The organism is Lamprocystis purpurea DSM 4197, from assembly GCF_000379525.1.
In the GTDB taxonomy this organism is placed as follows: Bacteria; Pseudomonadota; Gammaproteobacteria; order Chromatiales; family Chromatiaceae; genus Thiodictyon; species Thiodictyon purpureum.
Window position 1 is genome coordinate 199,583 of record NZ_KB902362.1, and the last position, 18,883, is coordinate 218,465.

Genomic DNA, 18,883 nt, shown 5'->3' on the forward strand with positions numbered 1-18,883 from the left:
GTCGTTAGGTCTGCATCAGCCCCTTGTCACCAGCGGGGTGCTGCGGGGATGATTCAGCGCGGTTCTTGTTGGCCGCGGATGTTGGCAATGGAAAAGCCCCTGGTCAACAGAAAAAATGCGCCGGGCCGCAGGATCGGCGACGCACCGGCGGGATCTGTTCAGCGAGGCCTGACGGCAAAAAGAGTAACTAAGAAAATAATGAATCTACGAATTGTTTATCGATTGATTCACTCTGTTCCACACTACGGCATTGCATTTTCAGTACTGATGGCGTTGTCGTTGAGTCCCGCAGACGCGGCTAAGGTCGCCCTCGATCCAGGGCAATGGGGACATCCGGCGGGTGAGGCCTGTGTGAGTTGTCATCTCAAGGCGTCGAGCGGCCTGGCGGCGCAGTGGCAAGCGAGCGCCCATCAGCGGGCCGGCGTGAATTGCATGGATTGCCATCAGGCGACCGCGGCGGATGCGGACGCCCGCGAGCACGAGGGTCAAGTGATCGCCACCATCGTCTCACCCAAGGACTGCGGGCGCTGCCATACCCAGGAATTCGTGGAACAACAAGGCTCGGTCCACGCGGAAGCCTATGCCATCATCAAGGATCGGGTGCCCGCCCTGGCGCAGAACCTGACCGGCGCGGCGGTCCAGGCGGCGGGCTGCGATCAGTGCCACGGCTCGTTGGTCAAGGTGCGCGGCGACGGTAGCCTGGATCCGGCGACCTGGCCCAACTCGGGGATCGGACGTGTCAACCCCGATGGATCCAAGGGCTCCTGCTCGGCCTGTCACGGCCGGCACCTGTTCTCCAAGGCTCAGGCGCGCGAACCGGAGGCCTGCGTACGCTGCCACGCGGGTCCGGATTCGCCGGACAAAGAGATCTTCGAAGCCTCGAAGCACGGGATGCTCTATGCATCCCAACGCGACCGCATGAATCTGGACGCAGCGCAGTGGGTCGCCGGCCGCGACTATACGGCCGCCCCCACCTGCGTCACCTGCCACATGGGCGCCGCCGGCAAGCTCCCCGCCACCCATGACGTCGGTCTGCGCAATGCCTGGAGCCTCAACAGCCCGGTTTCGCAACGGCAACTGCTCGTCGTGCTGGAGGATGGCGGCAAGCTCGAGTTACCGGCGAGCGCACCGGTCCCTAAGCGCGGGGCCGAGATCACCAAGGCCGACGGCACGCTCGGCAAGGTCAAGTCGGTGGGGACGCCGGAGCGCCGCCGTCAGGCGATGTCCATGGTCTGCCAGGAATGCCATGGCAAACCCTTCACCGACGCCTTCATGAAGCAGTTCGACGCCGTGGTGGACCTGTTCAACGGCAAGTTCGCGGAGCCCGCGCGGGCGATCATGGCCGGACTCTACGCCCAGGGTCGGCTGACCCCGCTGCCCTTCGACGAGCCGATCGAATTCACCTATTGGGAACTCTGGCACGACGAGGGCGCCCGCGCCCGTCACGGCGCGGCCATGGCCAGCCCGAACCATACCTGGTGGGAGGGGATGTATCTGGTCGGACGCAACTTCTACAGTCGGTTCCTGCCGCAGGCGCGGGCCGCGGCCGGTGACCGGTCAGCCGCGTTGGTGGATGCGCAACTGACCGGCGACCATCATCAGTGGCTGACCGATCCAGCCGCAGGCAATCCCATCCTCGGGATCGACATCCCCCTTGGGACCGACGCAGTGGAGGCGCCGCGATGAGCCGGCTGGGTGTACCGCTCTTCATCACCCGACACGTTCTGATCGCCCTGGTGGTGGGTGGCATCGGCGGTCTGACCTTTGCGGGATTTCTGCTCGAGTTCGATCGCTTCACCAGCCGCAATGCCTTTTGTACCGCGTGCCACTCCATGACCTACGCCGAGACCGCCTACCAGCGCTCGTCACACTACAACTCGGCCTCTGGGGTTCGTGCCACCTGTGGCGATTGCCATGTCTCACCCGGCATGTTGGCAGCCACCTGGGATCACCTGATCGGCGGTAAGGATTTACTCAAACAGTGGTTTGGGCCAGACTATGACGATCCGGTAGTCAACGCCCTGCTGTTACCGGAGGCTGCCTTCGCCGCGCGCGCCTGGTTCCGCGACCGTGACTCGGCCACCTGCAAGCGCTGTCATACCATGGAGGCAATCCAAGGCAAACGCGCCGATACCGCGGCGATCCATCGGGAAGAGACCGCGGGCAAGACCTGCATCGACTGCCACTACAACCTGGTTCACCGACCGGTCCCCGACCAAAGCACCTTCAAGCGTGACGCCTGGAATCGCATGATCGAGGAGGAGTTTGGTCTGGCTCCCGGCATGGCCGGCCAGATGATGGCGGACGACTGATCGGTGGAGGCGCGGTTTAATGCAGACACTCGGTCAGGCGTCGGGCGTTGCCCGGCCAGAGTGCGATCAGCACGGCAACCACCAGGGTGACGGCCGCCCCCAGCACCAGCAGCAGCGCGAGTTGGCTGGCGGGCACGGCCCACCCGGTGAACTCGGCGAAGGCGAGCATCAGAGAACCCGCCAGAAACAGGCCGGCGGACAGCATCACGGCCGACCGCATCGTCGTACAAGTCGTCACGTTACATCTCCGTGTGAAGGTATTTTAGCTAATACTAATACAATTACGGAAAAATGGAAGGCACGAAGCGACGAAAGGGCCTTTTGGCGGTACCGGACGTTGGTGCTGCGTTGCTGGGCAACACCGCGGAAGTCGGCGGCTGACCCCGCAGTCAGGCCAAATCCGCGGCCAACGCCTGCCGCACGGCCGCAACCGCCTGAACTTGGAAGCTGTAATCCGGATGGTCGATCCCGAGGGCCAGTTCCGCTCCGGCCTTCATGGCCGCCGCCATCGGCGCCGTGAGTTCGAAACGCAGGAAATGGACAGCGGAGGTCTTGGTCGCGTCGTCCCGCTCCAAGTCCTCATCGGCAATGCCGTGGACGCGTTCGCCGCCGTTCACCTTGACCCAGACCCGATTCTCGATTCCGCGCAGACGGGCCAGCGCCGTGTGTCGCTCGCTCGCGTCCTCATACTCGATCATGAAGGTCGCCTTCCAGTTGCTCCCGTCCGGAATCAGCGGGTTGTAGGCGTCCAACTCGTCCTGGATGCCGGCGGCCTCAAAGATGCGCTCGGCTCGCAACATCTCCTGGATCTGGTACTGGACGGTCAGCCGATCTTCGAAATACAAGGTCGCGTGGGCGCCGATCGCCACTTGACGATGCTTCTTATGGGCCATCACCCGGGTGCGGAAGTCCGGACGGATGCGGGCGTAGTGTTCGAGGCTGTAGAGGTCGTCGCGCTGAAGCGGCATGTGCGTCTCCGATTGCGGTGACGGCGGTCCCGGCCCGGCGCAGGCGCGGCCGGCTGACCGCCGCTGATTTCAGATACCGTAGGCCAGGCGCAGCAGGCGCAGCGGATGCTGCTGCTGCCCGTCGCGGCCGAGCGCATGGGCGATGTGTGCGCCAGCCATCGGGCAGTCGCTGCCGAAATGATCGGGAGCCGCCTTGTCCACGCGGTTCGCCACGGGTTTCACGATCTTCATCGCGGCCGCGTAGCTCTCCTTCTTCACTGCATAGGTCCCGTCGTGCCCGGAACAGCGCTCGATGATCTCCACGGTTGTCTCCGGTATCAGGGCCAGCACCTCGCGGGTTTTCTGTCCGATGTTCTGCACCCGTTGATGGCAGGACGCCTGATAGACGACGCTCCCCAAGGGGTGCGTGAAATCCAGATTCATCTTGCCGTGCTTATGCCGGAGCATCAGATACTCGAAGGGGTCATACATGGCCTCCTTGACCGCTTGGATATCCGGGTCGTCCGGGAACATCAGCGGGAGTTCCTGTTTGAACATGAGCACACAGGATGGCACCATCGCCACGATGTCCCAACCCGCATCCACCAGCCCTTTGAGCACCGGGATGTTGAACTCCTTGGCGGTCTTGACCGCTTCCAGATCGCCTAATTCCAGCTTGGGCATGCCGCAGCAGCGCTCCTGCCGTGCCAAGGTGACCGGGATGCCGTTGTGCTCGAAGACCGCGATCAGATCCTCGTTCACCTCGGGCTCGTTATAGTTGCCGTAACAGGTCACGAACAGCGCCACCTTGCCGGTGGTCGCGCCCACCGGTTCGCCCGCCGCGTCGCGCCCGATCCGCGACCGTTCCGCTTTCCGTAGCGTCTCGCTATGGTACTCCGGCACCCGCGCATCTTGGTGGACCTCCAGTACCGCCTCCAGCGCCTTGCGGGCCAGTTGGTTCCTGTTGGCGGCATTCACCATCCCGCTGATCACCGGAATGCCGGCGAGCGTCCCCACGCGGTCCGTACCGGTCAGCACACGGTCGCGGAATTTCACGTTACCGTGTTTGAACTTGAAGGCCTTGGCTCGTAACATCAAGTGAGGGAAATCCAGGTTCCACGCGTGCGGCGGCACGTACGGACACTTGGTCATATAGCAGAGATCGCAGAGATAGCAGTGGTCCACCACCTTCCAGTAATCCTGCTTGGCGACTCCGTCGACCTCCAGCGACGCCGAGGAGTCGACCAGATCGAAGAGTGTAGGAAATGACTGACAGAGACTCACGCAGCGTCGACAGCCGTGGCAAATATCGAACACGCGCTCCAGTTCCCCGAATAAAGGCGAAGGATCGTAGAACATGGGATGCTGCCAGTCGAGGGGCTGCCGTGTCGGAGCCTCAAGACTGCCTTCGCGGGGGATCTGGGCGGACATGGTTGCGGTCTCCTCATCGCTGCCGGGTGTTCACTGCCCGAGGTTCGAGCCTTGACAGAGTGCGCGAGATGCATCGACTTTCACAATGGATTGTGCGGATCGAATCGATTGAGACAACCCATCGCGATGCGTGTCGGCACGCCGATCCTTTGACACGGCTAGCCCATGAGTCCAACCGTCAGTTTTTTTTACACATCCATCATGGCAGCGTCCGATGTTTTTGAAAATTTTATTATAAAACAATAGAGTATGAGAAGATATAGATAGGGCTCGATTTTTGCTTATAACCTGGGGGACGCCTCGGTGAGGCTCGTTCGACCGTCGGCATTGTTTGGATATCAAGAAATGCGTACGTTGAAAAAGTTCGTAGTACTACTAATCCTGGCTGCCTTCGCGCTGCCGGCGTCTGCTGTCATTGTGCTGAACCCCACCGCGCCGCCTTTGGCGATCACGCCCTTTACACCGAACTTCTATCCAAATCCTCCCAGCAACGACCCCCTCCCGATCGGCAATAGTGCCTTCGCGTCCTCGTTGTTCGCCGGACAGGGCTGGCGCTACACCACCGAGAAGGATCCCCAAACACTCGCCCCTTGGGAGTTACCCGATGGCACCCCAACCGCGCTGACCGATCTCGCCCTTCTAGGTCAGTTTGGTGTGACGCCGCCGGGATCCCCCGCCGTGGATGAAACGAAGCTCCAAAATGTGGTCTCATTCGATCCGGGGGCGGGTTTTTTGGACCGGTTTGGCGGTATGGTTGACAACAGTTACCAAGGTGTGACTTCGATCCTCTTTCTGGAGAACCTCAACGCGTTCTCCCTTCAGGTGCTGGACGCTGGAATCAATGAGTCACAAGTCGATGCCGGCCCGCTTCATTTTGCTTTTTACGGGCGACAGGGGAACTTGCTTCAAGAGTTCGATATGACGGCAAGCAATGGCACGCTCAATTTCCTGTCAACCGATATCGACATCGCGGGCGTACAGATCTGGCATCAGGATCCGCGCGGGCTGGAATTCCGTACACTGCAGTTCGGCGTCGTAGCGACTCCAGAAACACTGGGCTTGATCTTGCTGGGCTTGGCCGCTTTAAGGCTGGCATCGCGAGCGTCACCCACCGAACCGTAACGCGGCGCAAGGGTTTCAGTTGTTGGTACCGTTCATCGCGTCAAGCCTTGGCCTTGATTATCGCTTATCCGCCCCTGACGGCCCCCCGGTCTAGGTTTCTTGATCAAGGGTCCGGTCGCCCCCGCAGGGCAACCTGCGCGGATTCTGATTGTGCCGGGCCGTTTCATTTCGTGTTCGCGCCCCGCCCTGAGAAGCGGCCGTGACCGGACTGGCGGGAGTCTTTTTCCGCGATGGCCGCTGTGCCAGCCCGGCGGAACTAAAAGGGCCACTCGCGGCCGTTGTTGCACGCGGCCTTGATCCCCCGACGATTCAGGTCGACGGTCCATGCGGAGTCGGTATTGCCAGTCGGCCGACCACTCCAGAGGAAGCCCAGTTTCCTCAGCCGGCAATCGACCGCCAATCGGGCGTTCTCGTCGTGCTGGACGGGCGACTGGATGATCCAGAGCGACTCACCGGATACCACTGCGAGGCACCCGGCAATAAGATCGACCATTCGGATGCACAGCGCGTACTCCGCGCGTATCTTCATTTGGGAGCAGCATTCGCGGCTAGGCTGATCGGTGATTACGCGCTGGCCATCTGGGACCCACGCTGCCAGCAACTTATCTGCGTGCGGGACGCGTTGGGCATCCGGCCGCTCTACTACGCAATCAGTCGTGATCGTTTTGTCTTCGGGTCCAATGTGCGGTCGGTCCTGTCGTGGCCAGGCGTTCCCAATACCCCTAATCTAGGGATGTTGGGAGAATACCTGGCGTTCGCTTTTTGTAGTCGTGACGAAACCCTTTACACGGCGGTGCGTCGTCTGCCGCCCGCACATTTGCTCATCATAACTCGATCGCAGGTTTCGATTACGCGTTACTGGGATATCGATCCTCACTACCGGATTCGTTACCGCGATCCCGACGATTACACGCAACACTTCCAAACGTTGTTCCGGCAGGCCGTGTCGGATCGGCTGCGCGGAGTCGGTCCGGTTGGTGTCTCCCTCAGCGGCGGATTGGATTCATCAGCCGTTGCTGGTGTGGCTCAACAGGTCTTGGATGCCGATGAGCCGGGCACGCGGTTGCGCGCTTACTCGATGACCTATCCCGGTGAGGATTGTGATGAAACCCCGTTCATTGCGGCCGTCGCGGAGCGTTGGCGTCTGTCCTCAAGATGCTTCCCTTGGACGTGTTTCGCATCGTATCCGTGGGCTGACCAGGCCGCCGCCTACCGTGACATTCCCGAGTATCCGTCGGACACGCGAACGACTCCCCTATATCAGGGGGCGAGCGCCGATGGGGTAAGCGTACTACTGACTGGAGAAGGCGGAGATTACTGGCAAAGCGGTAGCAGCTTACCCCACAGCCACCTGTTGGAAGCGCTGGACTTGACCGGACTGATCCGCGAGTTGCGATGCGAGGCCGGGTACACGGGGTATTTGAACGCCCTGCGTTTGCTCGCCGGCGGTTTCCTGTGGAGGGTGACCCCCGGTCAGCTAAGGCAATGGCTCGAATCCAGGCGTCGTCGTACCCCATCGACATCCGTCCTGTCGCCAAGATTCATTGAGGACATCGGCCTGGAGCACAGGCTCCATTGCGGTGACTGCGCCGGGCGGTTCTCGGACGCATCCCAGTGGCAGATCGCGAAGTTCGGGCTCAGCGGTATCGTCTCGCACTTCTACGAGATGATTGAACGGAGTGCCGCGTATCATGGCATGGAGCTTCGACACCCGTTCCTGGACCGGCGGCTGATCGAATTTTCTGTTGCGATCCCCGACCACATCCGCCGTCGTGGCTGCATCAACCGCCACCTGCTGCGTCAAGCGATGGCTGATGTGTATCCGGCGGCAGTGCGTGAGCGGCGGGACAAGGCCAGCTTCGGTATTGTATCGGCGCGGGCGCTGATGATGAAACAAGTACAGCAGGTGTTGCAGTCACCCAGCCTCCTCGAACGGCCCTGGATCGCGCCAGACCGCTATCGCAGACTCCTGCGCGAAACGTTCTCTGAAGGGGCGCCCGCCACGCTCTTACCGCCGCGATTGAGGCACTCTTTGTGGATACTGTTCGCAGTCGAAATCTGGTATCGGGAGGTCTTCGGGACTTGAGCGAATCGCCGCGAGCCCGTCGAACAACGCTGTGGTAAACTTGAGGGTATGGGAAATGTCGTCAAGAGGCAGCTGCATGACCAGCGATCCTGAAACCCCGGCCGAGCAACGTCCGCTCCGCGCAGATCGCCCCGAGGCCGCTCGTCTACCCTACGACCCGGCGCGTCTTGTCCATCTGGGCTCATTCAGAGAACTGACCAAGGGGGGTGGACTGACTGGTGACGACATTGGCGCACCCTTCGGGACCCGGCCCGGATAGCAGCCGAGATCTCGCAGTTCTTGTACTTCGGAATCTTCGATTCGATCATCCGGTGTAATCGGGCACTCCCGGAGCTTGCCCAAGCGCCGCCGGACAGTTCACCCAGCCAGCCGCTGAACATCTGGTTTCGTACCCCCAGATTACTGCCCGCGGCCACTCCCGGCATCAGACTTCAAGCGTGGCTGGATGGCACGGATCGCGTCGCTCAAGGTCAGCGTGGTGACCTCACCCTGATCCGGGTGCGGGGCTTGGCTGATTTCCTGGTGCGGCCGGCCGCGTGCTCGGTTGAATGTCGGTCGTGCCCGCAAGCGCCAGCGTCTTCCGTCAGGCACTTTCTCTTGAACCAGGTACTACCGCGCATGATCAGCGTGCGTGATCCGCTGGTCATTCACGCCAGTGCCGTGGCGACGGATCACGGGGCGCTCGCCCTCATCGGTCCGGCCGGGTGCGGGAAATCCACCCTTGCCGCAAGCTTCGTGCTGAGCGGCGCTGATACACTCATCGCTGATGACAGCATCCTCGTGCGTCTTGCCGGACCTTCCCCCTGTCTGGTCGGCGCTTACACCCGCTCCCGGCTGCGGCCTGATTCATTCGGCGCCCTGGGGTTCGATGCACAATCCATTCACGGCGGTATACCTGTCGGGGGAAAGCACGTCCTGGAGTTCGCGCCCGGCCAACGCGTGCCAAGCGCACCGATGGCGATTCGTGGGCTCTTTCTGCTGCATCAGGCGCCGTCGGACCAGCAGTCCATTGAGGTGTGGCACTTGACGGGGACTGCCGCTGTCATCGCGCTGATTAAGAATAGTTTCCTCTTAGCGCCCAGCGATCATGACCTACTGCGGCGCCAGTTCGAAGCGGCCACTGCACTGATTCGAACCGGATGCCCCTGCTACGCTTTGACTTATCCAAAACGTTTTGCTGACCTGCCGCACGTGCGCGATCGAATACTCACCGTACTCGGGCATTAGGCGATTTGCGGAAGAGAACAGCCATCGAGGACTTTAGGCGATTTCCGTCAATCGCCTTAGGTCCAGCAGGATCTGTGGTCTTGATTCGTCAAGGATCCGCACCTGTCGATGGCCCAAGTGGCGGGAATCGGCGCGCGATGTCGAGGTCGTCGTTCAGCACTTGGCCGTCATACTCCACCCAGGCGTGGGCCGACAGTCTGGAGCGCACCTGGCGCGCACCCACGCGAACCTGGCTCACGATCGCCTCATCGCGTAGCAGGGACCACAGCGTCAGGGAGCGCGTCAGGCAGGCCGGCTTTCGAGGGCTCAAGCGGGAGGCACCTGCTACGGCCCAGACCCAGTCTGCGACCCGCGCCGTGTCGGCAGCAGAATTGGAATCCGCCGACGCGAGCAGGCTGCGTTCAATGAGCCAGTGCTCCGTGGCGCTGAAGCCGCACCAGCGCAGACGCAGCCCCACCATAGTCAGCCGCAGCATGGCGCGAGGCAGCATCCAAAGGCGCAGACGCATCGCGTTAATCCGCGTCATCCCCATCGGGAGACAGCACCTGGATTAGCCCGGAAGAATGCAAGGCATCGACCAGGTTGAGGAGGTCTCGTTCGAGCGGCTCCGGCTCCACGGCGTACTCGCCGAGGATCAAAGCGTGAATGCCGCGTAGCGTCAGGCCCGCCTGGAGACGCTGCCAGACGAGCGTGCCCAGCGGGTTGAGCCCAAAGTAGGATTCGGTACCAAGATGCAGTAGAACGCTCTCACCTTGCACCTGTTGGTCGAGGACATCGGGGGCGATACGAATCGGTGAATCCAGCGTCGTCATCAACTGACTCCGGAACTGAACATTAGACCAAGCGGCAACCTGGCCGCGGATAGATTACGCATGACAGTCAACTCGGTTTCACCTCACCCATCTAGTCAATACCAGAAGTCGTTGCTCGCACCCTGTCGCGGTGCTGTCGATTTGCCGCAACTCAGGAGCGCGGTGCACGATAACTCGGAACGCTTGCATAAGCAGTTGAGCCTGGATGGGCTTACTCCACTTTGGTCAGCATGGATCGAGCAAAATGACCTGAGCGGCAGTTTACCCTCGGCATTTCGCTCCCGGCTGAGGCGTGACCGGCAGGATGCCGCAGGACGCTATCTGCTACAACGTCAAATGGCGGCTAAAGTCTGCAAGTGTCTCACCGCACACGGTATTCCACACGCAGTCTTCAAGGGGGTGGCGGTGCGCGAACGCCTCTATGCCGACCCTTGTCTGCGACCAGCCGACGATGTGGATCTGCTGATTCCATCGATATGCCGCGATGCCGCGATCAGCGCCCTGATCGAGGATGGCTTCAGGCTCGTCAGCGATCGGCGTACCGTCAGTCACCAAGTCAGCCTGAAAAGCGCCCTTGGGGTGGTGGACTTGCATTGGGCCTTATTTCGCCCCGGACGCAGTCGCCTCGAGCTGGCGCCCTTGTTGCTGCAAACAGCCCATCCACGCGGGATGTTCTCCGTCCTCAGCAGCGATGCCGACCTGTTGGTGATGCTCGTCCATCCCGCCTTTACCAAGTACGTCAACGGCCGCACATCCAGGTTAATCCGCGTGGTCGATCTTGACCGTACGCTACGCATGACCCGGCCAGATTGGAATTGGATCCTACCGCTGATCGGTGCCGCGGGTCTGCGCACCGCTGCCTGGGCGGTGCTCCACTGGCAGCGCTCGTTGATGGACACACCCGTTGATCCGACCGTGCTGCGCTTCTTGGAGCCGGGCAGGCGTCAGCGCCGCTACCTGGCATCCTGGATCGATCACCGCCTGACCGCCCGGCTCGACATGGTTCCCGGCCTGGTCCAGTGGGCCTTTACCCTGGCACTGCACGAGCGACCCGCCGATGTACTGCGCGTCGTCATCCAGCTCGGCAAGGCCCGCCTGGAGGCCGGCAGTATTCTGAAACATCTGCAGCAGATCGCCTAAGTCGAATGCCCTTCGCCGATCCGGTTCTCGATCATGGTCGACAGCAGCAGGCTGGCCAACACGAAGCCCAGAAACAGGAAGAAACCGGGGGCCAGGGCGGTGCCGTTGGTGGTCAGCACCTCCAGCGCCGCGTTGGCCCGACGCAAACTGCCGAGCTGACTGTCCGCCAGACCATTGAAACCGATATAGGCCATGAAAATGGCGATCACCATGACGTCGGCCATCGACCATTTTCCCGACTTGAGCGCAAAAAAGCGCACTGGTCCGGACTGTCGCAGGCCCCGATAATCATAATAATACAGGTAGGTCGCGAGCACCTTGAGGGCCGGAAAGATGACGCTGAACGCGACCAGCAGCACCGCCACCAGAATCATGTCCGCGGCCTCGGTGCGCATCAGGATCGAGACCACATCGAAGACGCTCTTGGTCTGAAAATACAGCACCTGGTTGGTAAAGATCACCGGTTCCCCCAGCACCTGGAGGCTGAGCTGCGCAATGCGCGCCTCGATCTCGATCATGGGCGTCAGGATGCCCCCGGCGAGCAGGATCAGGGTCGCTCCAGTGAGCAGAAAGAGCCGGAATTGATCGAAGCGCGGCGGCGCCGCAACCGCACCGGCCTCGTTCGTCCCTCCCTCCCGATGTCCTCCCGAGCTCAAGCAGACCGCGAACAGCAGGCCAACCAGGGCGAAGACCCCGAGCAGTTGTTGCAGGACCGGTAGTCGGGCCGACTCGATTCGAGCGCCGAGTTCCCGGTCGCAAGCCGGGACATCCATGCACCCGTGGGCCGTCAACAGCGCCTGGAGTCGGGACCGGTCGGTCTTGGCGAAGGTGGTATCTGCCGCGTTCTGCAGGAAGGCCACGAGTTGGGCCTTGATCTCCCGTTTTGCCTCGGGCTTGGAGAGTTCCTCCACCACCAGATCCGCGTACTGCGGCACCTTGCGGCGCAGGTCGTCGAAATCGATCAGCAAGTCCTGCACGCCCTGCTGCAAGACCCCCTTGAGCTGATCGACCCAGGAGCCGCCGGTCGCCTGGAGATTGCGTCGCCGCAGATAACGTTCCACTTCAACCAGCAAGGTGCTCAGCACCTGCTCCACTGCCCGCTTGACCTGCGGCCGGTTCTCGTCGGTCAGCTCGAAGGCATTGATCCGGTTTTCCACCACCGTGGACAAGCGGATCACCCATTGATCCGCATCCAGCAGACCGTAGCGCACATTGTTGATCTCACCCAGGTCGCTCTTGAGCGCCTTGACCCGGTTCAGATCGGCGATCAGGTGCACCGCAAGCGCGAGCGCCCCGAAAAACACCAGCAGAGCGAGGGCGCGGCGGACGATGAGGGCAGTGGACATCCTGATGCTCCAACGGGACAAGACAGTGCATTGTAGCCCCGAAGCGTGTGGGAATTCATAGGCCGCGACGCGTCTCAAGCCGTCTGCGGGGGCCGCGGTCCGCTGAAGAGCAGCAGCCCGCAAGCGACCAGCACCAGGCCGAAACGCACCGTCTCGGCAATGAAATAGGCGCCGTGAACCCGCGCAAAGGTGTCAAGCATCGGCGGCGGCGGGTCGCGGGGGAGAAAGTCCAGTGCACGGCCGAGGTCGACGACCCGCGGTTCCAAGGCCAGATGAATGATGATCCCCAAGCCCAATCCGAGCGCGAGCAGGGCGAGGGGGAGCCGGCGGGCGCGACCGGCCAGCGCGAGCGCCAGGGCGATGACGCCGAGGACGATCTGCGTGCGATTCCAGGCGTGAAAAAAGACCCGGTTGAGTTCGGAGGCCTGGACCCACTGCACACTGGCCTTCTTGGCGACCGCATCCCGCGGGTCGAAGCCCGCCGCCTGGGCGAGCTTGGGGTTACGGTCGAACAGGTCCGTCAATCCTGCGAAGTTGTAGTAAACCACTGCGGTCATGAGCACGGAACCACCGAGCCAGCAGCCGAGGACGAAGGCGAGTAGTGAGTGCAGTTTCATGGGCTTGGGTTTTCGTCATGGGTCAGCGTTCACTCCGGCATCCGGCCGAGATAACGGCGCAACTTCCGCGAGCAATCAGCCGCTACTTTTCGGCTCTTTCGGCTCCTTCGCCGCTTTCACCGCCTTGTCCGCCTTCGCGTCCTTATCCGTCTTCGCGTCCTTATCCGTCTTCGCAACCTTATCCGCCTTCGCAGCCTTCTCCCCTCCGTTCGGCTTCGCGGTCGGCGCCGCACTGTCGATCGGCTCACGCGGTTGCTTGTCGCCGCACGGCACATAGCGGGTGGTCGCGCCGGCTCCGGCGGCGAGCGCCTCCTTCAGGGCCGCACAGATGGTGCGCATCACCTTGACCCGCGCATAATGTTTGTCGTTCCCCTCGACCAGGGTCCAGTGCGCATGCTCGGTGCTGGTGCGCGCGACCATCTCGTTGACCGCATCCTTGTAGAGTGGCCATTTTTCCCGGTTGCGCCAGTCCTCGGCCGTAATCTTGTAGCGCTTGTAGGCGACCTGTTCACGGTCCTGGAAGCGCCGCAGTTGCTCGTCCTGGTCGATGTGCACCCAGAATTTGAGCAGGATGATGCCGCTGCCGACCAGTTGTTCCTCGAACCCGTTGATTTCCGAATAGGCGCGCCGCCACTCCGCGTCGCTCGCGAAGCCCTCCACCCGCTCTACCAGAACGCGTCCGTACCAGGAACGGTCATAGAGCGTGATATATCCGGCGCGCGGCACATGACGCCAGAAGCGCCACAGATAGTGGTGCGCCTTTTCCTCATCGGTCGGGGCCGCGACCGGGATGGTCCGGTAGAGCCGGGCGTCGATCGTGCTGGTGATACGCCGGATGGTCCCGCCCTTGCCGCCTGCGTCGACGCCTTCGAACACCAGCACAGTGGAGCGTTTAGCATTGTAGGCGTGCCAGGCGAGTTCGTTGATCTCCACCTGGAGATCCTTCATCTGCGCCTTGTACTTCTCATCGGACAGCGACTTGGTGAGATCCAGTTGATCCAGCACGGTGGTGCGGGCGTGCGGACCGCTCGGGAGTTCCGGACCGCCCGCGTTGGGGGTCAGATCCTCCGGACCCGGGTCGCTCAGGCGGGTACGGATCGCGTGCAGCAGGGTCTTGCCGACCGTGAGATCGCGGTAGCGCGGATCCTCGGCCTCCACCAGATACCAGGGCGAGATCCCCCGGTCGGTATGCAGGATGACCCGCTCGGCGACCTGCTCGAAGGCCTGGTAATGTTCGGAGAACTTCGCCTTTTGAGGCATCATCTTCCAACGGCTGCGATCGTCGCGCGACAGCGCCTGCAGACGCACTTTCTGGTCCTGCTCGGACATGTGGAACCAGAACTTGACGATCAGCGCCCCGTCCTGGATCAGCATCCGCTCGTAGTCGACGATGCGGTTCAGCTCCGCGTCCAGCTCCGCGTCGGTGCAGTGCCCCTGGAAGTGATACTCGATGGGGGTCATGTACCAGCCGCCGAACAGGATGGTGATCTCGCCGCGCGGCGGCAGGGTGCGCCAGAAGCGCCAGTAGCGGGGGCGGGCGCGTTCCTCGTCGGTCTCGTCCCAGAAGGCATGCGTGCGGACGCCGCGGGTGTCCAGCCATTCGTTGAGCCGGTTGACCACCTCGCCCTTGCCCGCCGCTTCCACGCCGGAGATGAGGATGATCACCGGGATGTCGGTCTGGCGCAGCTCGCGCTGGACCGCCAGCAGTTGGGTGCGCAACGCCTCCTGCTGCTCCTTGAAGTCGTCTTTGCTGACGGAACGTCCGACCTTGGTGGCTTCGAACATAGCTTTGCTCTCTTCAGGCTATCGGCAGAGGCCGTGGATCAGGGATTGAATCGGCGGCGGCCGGGATGGTTGCGACCGCACCGCGATGATAGCCGGGTACACTACCCTATTGCGTGCCGTTCGTGGTGAACCGCGCGTCTTTTTCCCGGCCACACCCTGGCAACCCGGAGACCGCCCAATGCCCAGTGCCCCGAGTAAATCCCTGGAGACCTTCGAAAACCCGCAGCCGGAGCGCGATTATACAATTCGCATCCGGGTTCCCGAGTTCACCTGCCTTTGCCCCAAGACCGGTCAGCCGGATTTCGCGGAACTCACGCTGGAGTACGTCCCCGATCGGCTATGCGTGGAACTCAAGGCGCTCAAGCTCTATGTCTGGTCCTACCGCGACGAGGGCGCCTTCCATGAGGCCGTGACCAACCGCATCCTCACCGATCTGGTCACGGTCACCGCGCCGCGCTTCATGCGGTTGAGTGCGGATTTCAACGTCCGCGGCGGGGTGTACACCACGGTGGTGGCCGAGCACCGCGCCCCCGGTTGGTCGGCGCCGCCGCCGGTCCAGCTTCCCGGCTGAACCCGGCGATTGCGGACCGTGGTATAAAGGCCGCTTGCCGATCGACCCCGCGCGCCTCCCGAGTCTTATTTCCGTGCGATCCGTCCCGCCGTTGATGCCATCCGCTGTACCGGACGCTGCCGAGCGGCGCCGTCCGCTGCGCAGTTTCGTCCTGCGTCAGGGTCGGCTGACCGCTGCCCAGGAACGCGCCTTCGCCCAGCTTTGGCCGCGCTACGGCTTGGCCTGGTCGCCCGGCACCCCGCTGGACCTGTCCGACTGCTTCGACGGCGACCGGCCCGTGGTCCTGGAGATCGGTTTCGGCAACGGCGAGACCTTGGCGGCCATGGCCGCGGCCGTGCCGGCATGGCACTGGCTGGGGGTGGAGGTCCACGCGCCTGGGGTCGGGCACCTGCTGCTCGAGTGCGAGCGGCTGGGGCTGACCAACCTGCGGGTGATTCGCCACGATGCGATGGAGTTGCTCGCCCACGCCATCGCGCCGGGGTCGCTGGCGCGGGTTCAGCTCTTTTTTCCGGACCCCTGGCCCAAGACCCGCCACCATAAACGCCGGATCGTCAACCCCGCCTTTCGCGACCTGTTGGGTCGGGCACTGCGCTCCGGCGGCGTCTTTCACGCGGCCACCGACTGGGAGCCCTACGCTGTGCAGATGCTTGAAGTGCTGGAGGCGGCGGGGTCGCCATTGCGCAACACCGCGGGCCCGGGCGGTTTCGCCGACCGCCCGGACACCCGTCCCTTGACCCGTTTCGAACGGCGCGGCGAGCGTCTCGGTCATCAGGTCCGCGACCTGGTGTTCGCGCGTCGCTGATGGGCCTCCTGCGACTCGAGGCGCTGCGGCCGCGGGTGCTCGCCCCGGTGAGCCTGTGCGTGGACAGTGGCGAACTGGTGTTCGTCTCCGGCCCCTCGGGCTCCGGCAAGAGCCTGTTGCTGCGCGCCGTGGCCGACCTGGACCCCCATCCCGGCGAGGTCTGGCTGGGCGCGGAGGCGCGCTCCGCCATGCCCCCCGCCCGCTGGCGTCGCCGGGTCGGCCTGCTCCCGGCCGAGGCGTTCTGGTGGACCGATACGGTGGGCGATCATTTCCCGCAAGCGGCCGCCGTTGCAGGCGCGTCGGGGACGCCGCCGCCATCCGCTCTGCCCGCTCTGCTGAGCGCCTTGGGGTTCGAACCGGACGTCCTCGACTGGTCGGTCGGCCGGCTCTCCACCGGCGAGCGCCAACGCCTGGCCTTGGCGCGGCTGCTGGCCCAGGACCCGGAGGCCCTGTTGCTCGACGAGGCCACCGCCAACCTGGACCCGAGCAATCGCGAGCGGGTGGAGCATCTGGTGGCGGACTATCGCGCCAGCCGCGGCGCGGCGGTGCTCTGGGTCAGCCACGACCCTGAGCAGCGCGTTCGCCTGGGCGGACGCCAGTTCGGCATCCATGACGGGCGCCTGGCCGCCATCACCTGAGCATGCCATGAGTCTCGTCTTGCTGACTCCCCTCGATCTGGCCTTCGCCGCGCTGCTGGTGCTGCTGTTGGCCTTCATGTCGTGGCGGCTGCACCTGGGGGTGGAGCGGCGCCTGCTGATCGCCGCCGTGCGCAGCACGGTGCAGTTGCTGCTGGTCGGCCTGGTGCTCAAGGCCCTGTTCGCTCAGACCAATCCCTGGCTGATCGGGCTCATGGCGCTGTTCATGCTGACGGTCGCCGGATTCGAGGTCCTGCAACGCCAGAAACGGCGCTTCTGCGGCCCCTGGGGCTACGGGATCGGCGCGCTGTCCATGTTCATCTCTTCTTTCAGTGTGCTGCTGTTGACCTTGACGGTGATCATCCGGGTCGAGCCCTGGTACCAGCCCCAGTATCTGATTCCGCTGCTCGGCATGTTGCTCGGCAACACCATGAGCGGTGCCGCCATCGCGCTCGACACCTTGACCCGCGGGGCCTGGGACGCCCGTGGGCGCATCGAGGCGCGCCTTCTGTCCGGCGGCACCTGGAACGACGCCATCGCCGACATCCGCCGCGACTCACTGCGGGCCGGTCTGATTCCCATCGTCAACGCCATGGCTACCGCCGGCCTGGTCAGCCTGCCGGGGATGATGACCGGTCAGATTCTAGCCGGCAGTCCGCCGATGGAGGCCGCCAAGTACCAACTCCTGATGATGTTCCTGATCTCCGCCGGGACTGGTCTCGGGTCCATGGCGGCGGTCTGGATCGGCTCGCGCCGACTTTTCGACGAGCGCGAGCGCCTGCGGCTGGACCGACTGCGCCCCGCGGAGAGCAAGCACTGAATCAAGCACGGAATCCCTCAACACGGGGAGGCGAATCGCATTTCGCGAGCTATAATTGCAGGGATCGAACCGCCAACGCCTTCACGCCACACACGAGGTCGCTATCCGCCTATGAACCGCAATCAGGTTCTCGTCAGGACTGCCAAGGGCCAGGATGAAGTTTTGACCAAGGCATACCATCTTCCGCCGGAATTGCGTCACCTGCTCATCCGGGTGGACGAGGATTGTTCGGTGGCTGAGACGCTGGACCAGTTCGCCGGGAGTGCGGACAAGACCGCATCGCAACTCGAGACCCTGGTTGCCGAGGGATTCCTCGCCCCGCAGGAGTCCATGCCTGAAATGGACGGACTCAACGTCGATCAATGGGAATTGCTTGCGGCCGGCCTGCTTGACCCGCGGGATCTCCAGCCGGAAGGGGAAGCCATCCCCGAATGCGCCTTCAACCTGGAGAAAGCGAAGGATTACGCTCGCCTCATCCTGCTCGAATCCTTGTGCCCGGTCGATGCTTACCATGTCGAGCGCATTGATGCGGCCAAAACCGTCGGCGAACTGCGTGTCGAACTCGATGACCTGCGGGAACTGCTCCCCAGACTCTTGCCGAAGCGCCAGGCCCGGCAGGTCTGGGAGCAACTCGAGCCGCTCATGCTGCCCCTGGGCGCCGATCCGGCCTGGCATTCGCCTCCGCCGAACCTGCTGGAGCGCTGGGCTCTGCGACCCTGAGGCCAAGCTCCTCTGCGCGGAACAGCCTGAAATCCAAGGCCGCGGCTTGTCATTCGGCACAGCGGCCCGGTGGATCGCTTGGTCGCTTCGCATCGATCAGCGTCGAACGCGGCAACCGGACGGCGGGGTGGGTTTCACACCCGCCCCGATGACTCAACGGTCTTGAGTCTGATCCTTGACGGGACCTTCATCGTTGTCGTCACCCCGCCCGCCCGCCAGTGAGCGGCGCAAGTCATGCAGCGCGGTACCCAGGTCTGAGGCGATTCGGGGTAACTTCTTGGACCCGAACAGGAGCAGCAGAACAACCAGGACAAGGAGCAATTCGCCGAAACTGATTCCGGAAAAACCCATCATTTCAACTCCCAAGTAGACAACTGTTATCACGACGCCGAAGCCGGACAACATGACCAGCGGTTGGTCATGCGACAGCCATCGCCCGAAATCCGTGCAGTCGTTGGCCCGGCACCATACAACGCTGTAGCATGTCGGCGCATCGCACTTTTCGTCCCC

General features: G+C 63.0%; 21 protein-coding genes. 12 read left to right on the forward strand and 9 right to left on the reverse strand.

Annotated elements, in window-relative coordinates:
* The first annotated feature begins 279 nt into the window (after nucleotides 1-279).
* Entirely contained in the window at nucleotides 280-1,686 is a 1,407-nt protein-coding gene (locus A39O_RS31375) for a multiheme c-type cytochrome (protein WP_245561680.1), read from the forward strand.
* Nucleotides 1,683-2,312 (forward strand): cytochrome c3 family protein, encoded by a 630-nt coding sequence (locus tag A39O_RS0100805; RefSeq protein WP_020502812.1) that lies wholly within the window; start codon nucleotides 1,683-1,685, stop codon nucleotides 2,310-2,312. The genes A39O_RS31375 and A39O_RS0100805 overlap by 4 nt, the downstream gene beginning before the upstream one ends.
* A gap of 16 nt (nucleotides 2,313-2,328) precedes the next feature.
* Here the strand turns inward: A39O_RS0100805 and A39O_RS0100810 are convergent, their stop codons facing one another.
* From A39O_RS0100810 to A39O_RS0100820, 3 genes are all read right to left on the reverse strand, one after another.
* Nucleotides 2,329-2,550, reverse strand: coding sequence for a hypothetical protein (locus tag A39O_RS0100810; RefSeq protein WP_026199067.1), 222 nt, complete (start codon nucleotides 2,548-2,550; stop codon nucleotides 2,329-2,331).
* Between the two features lie 151 nt (nucleotides 2,551-2,701).
* Nucleotides 2,702-3,280 (reverse strand): DUF3501 family protein, encoded by a 579-nt coding sequence (locus A39O_RS0100815; protein WP_020502814.1) that lies wholly within the window; start codon nucleotides 3,278-3,280, stop codon nucleotides 2,702-2,704.
* A 69-nt stretch (nucleotides 3,281-3,349) separates the two neighbouring features.
* Entirely contained in the window at nucleotides 3,350-4,690 is a 1,341-nt protein-coding gene (locus A39O_RS0100820) for a (Fe-S)-binding protein (RefSeq protein ID WP_020502815.1), read from the reverse strand.
* A 345-nt stretch (nucleotides 4,691-5,035) separates the two neighbouring features.
* Between A39O_RS0100820 and A39O_RS0100825 the strand changes: the two genes are divergently transcribed.
* From A39O_RS0100825 to A39O_RS40120, 4 genes are all read left to right on the forward strand, one after another.
* A complete protein-coding gene (locus A39O_RS0100825; RefSeq protein WP_157639539.1) occupies nucleotides 5,036-5,812 on the forward strand; it encodes a hypothetical protein in 777 nt (258 codons plus the stop codon).
* Between the two features lie 199 nt (nucleotides 5,813-6,011).
* Nucleotides 6,012-7,898, forward strand: coding sequence for an asparagine synthetase B family protein (locus A39O_RS0100835; RefSeq protein ID WP_083924388.1), 1,887 nt, complete (start codon nucleotides 6,012-6,014; stop codon nucleotides 7,896-7,898).
* A 76-nt stretch (nucleotides 7,899-7,974) separates the two neighbouring features.
* The gene (locus A39O_RS42000) at nucleotides 7,975-8,157 is read left to right on the forward strand and encodes a hypothetical protein (protein ID WP_211211520.1); all 183 of its coding nucleotides are present in this window, start codon (nucleotides 7,975-7,977) and stop codon (nucleotides 8,155-8,157) included.
* Nucleotides 8,158-8,495: 338 nt separating this feature from the next.
* A complete protein-coding gene (locus A39O_RS40120; RefSeq protein WP_169338389.1) occupies nucleotides 8,496-9,125 on the forward strand; it encodes a phosphoenolpyruvate carboxykinase (ATP) in 630 nt (209 codons plus the stop codon).
* An 88-nt stretch (nucleotides 9,126-9,213) separates the two neighbouring features.
* Here A39O_RS40120 and A39O_RS36065 read toward each other — a convergent pair whose 3' ends face one another.
* Both A39O_RS36065 and A39O_RS0100850 read right to left on the reverse strand, forming a co-directional pair.
* Nucleotides 9,214-9,633: a lasso peptide biosynthesis B2 protein gene (locus A39O_RS36065; protein WP_020502820.1), complete on the reverse strand. Its 420-nt coding sequence runs from the start codon at nucleotides 9,631-9,633 to the stop codon at nucleotides 9,214-9,216.
* A gap of 4 nt (nucleotides 9,634-9,637) precedes the next feature.
* Nucleotides 9,638-9,937, reverse strand: a complete 300-nt coding sequence (locus A39O_RS0100850) for a PqqD family protein (RefSeq protein ID WP_020502821.1) — start codon at nucleotides 9,935-9,937, stop codon at nucleotides 9,638-9,640.
* Nucleotides 9,938-9,997: 60 nt separating this feature from the next.
* Between A39O_RS0100850 and A39O_RS0100855 the strand changes: the two genes are divergently transcribed.
* Complete coding sequence (locus tag A39O_RS0100855; protein WP_083924389.1) at nucleotides 9,998-11,077, forward strand: nucleotidyltransferase family protein; 1,080 nt, start codon at nucleotides 9,998-10,000, stop codon at nucleotides 11,075-11,077.
* Here the strand turns inward: A39O_RS0100855 and A39O_RS0100860 are convergent.
* The 3 genes from A39O_RS0100860 to pap form a co-directional block, all read right to left on the reverse strand.
* The gene (locus A39O_RS0100860; RefSeq protein WP_020502823.1) at nucleotides 11,074-12,423 is read right to left on the reverse strand and encodes a paraquat-inducible protein A; all 1,350 of its coding nucleotides are present in this window, start codon (nucleotides 12,421-12,423) and stop codon (nucleotides 11,074-11,076) included. The genes A39O_RS0100855 and A39O_RS0100860 overlap by 4 nt on opposite strands.
* Nucleotides 12,424-12,497: 74 nt before the next feature.
* Entirely contained in the window at nucleotides 12,498-13,040 is a 543-nt protein-coding gene (locus tag A39O_RS0100865) for a hypothetical protein (RefSeq protein ID WP_020502824.1), read from the reverse strand.
* 75 nt (nucleotides 13,041-13,115) lie between these two features.
* A complete protein-coding gene (pap, locus tag A39O_RS0100870; RefSeq protein ID WP_020502825.1) occupies nucleotides 13,116-14,825 on the reverse strand; it encodes a polyphosphate:AMP phosphotransferase in 1,710 nt (569 codons plus the stop codon).
* 178 nt (nucleotides 14,826-15,003) lie between these two features.
* Between pap and queF the strand changes: the two genes are divergently transcribed.
* The 5 genes from queF to A39O_RS31385 all read left to right on the forward strand — a co-directional run bounded on the left by queF (nucleotide 15,004) and on the right by A39O_RS31385 (nucleotide 18,373).
* Complete coding sequence (gene queF / locus A39O_RS0100875) at nucleotides 15,004-15,396, forward strand: preQ(1) synthase (RefSeq protein ID WP_020502826.1); 393 nt, start codon at nucleotides 15,004-15,006, stop codon at nucleotides 15,394-15,396.
* A gap of 94 nt (nucleotides 15,397-15,490) precedes the next feature.
* Nucleotides 15,491-16,198, forward strand: coding sequence for a tRNA (guanosine(46)-N7)-methyltransferase TrmB (gene trmB, locus A39O_RS0100880; protein WP_020502827.1), 708 nt, complete (start codon nucleotides 15,491-15,493; stop codon nucleotides 16,196-16,198).
* The gene (locus A39O_RS0100885; RefSeq protein ID WP_020502828.1) at nucleotides 16,198-16,836 is read left to right on the forward strand and encodes an ABC transporter ATP-binding protein; all 639 of its coding nucleotides are present in this window, start codon (nucleotides 16,198-16,200) and stop codon (nucleotides 16,834-16,836) included. Before trmB ends, A39O_RS0100885 begins: the two co-directional genes overlap by 1 nt.
* A gap of 7 nt (nucleotides 16,837-16,843) precedes the next feature.
* Nucleotides 16,844-17,653, forward strand: a complete 810-nt coding sequence (locus tag A39O_RS0100890; RefSeq protein WP_020502829.1) for an ABC transporter permease — start codon at nucleotides 16,844-16,846, stop codon at nucleotides 17,651-17,653.
* Between the two features lie 111 nt (nucleotides 17,654-17,764).
* Nucleotides 17,765-18,373 (forward strand): hypothetical protein, encoded by a 609-nt coding sequence (locus A39O_RS31385; protein WP_020502830.1) that lies wholly within the window; start codon nucleotides 17,765-17,767, stop codon nucleotides 18,371-18,373.
* Nucleotides 18,374-18,526: 153 nt separating this feature from the next.
* On the opposite strand, the gene A39O_RS43345 is transcribed toward A39O_RS31385, so the two are convergent.
* The gene (locus A39O_RS43345; protein WP_040526788.1) at nucleotides 18,527-18,724 is read right to left on the reverse strand and encodes a Sec-independent protein translocase subunit TatA/TatB; all 198 of its coding nucleotides are present in this window, start codon (nucleotides 18,722-18,724) and stop codon (nucleotides 18,527-18,529) included.
* Nucleotides 18,725-18,883 lie beyond the last annotated feature (159 nt).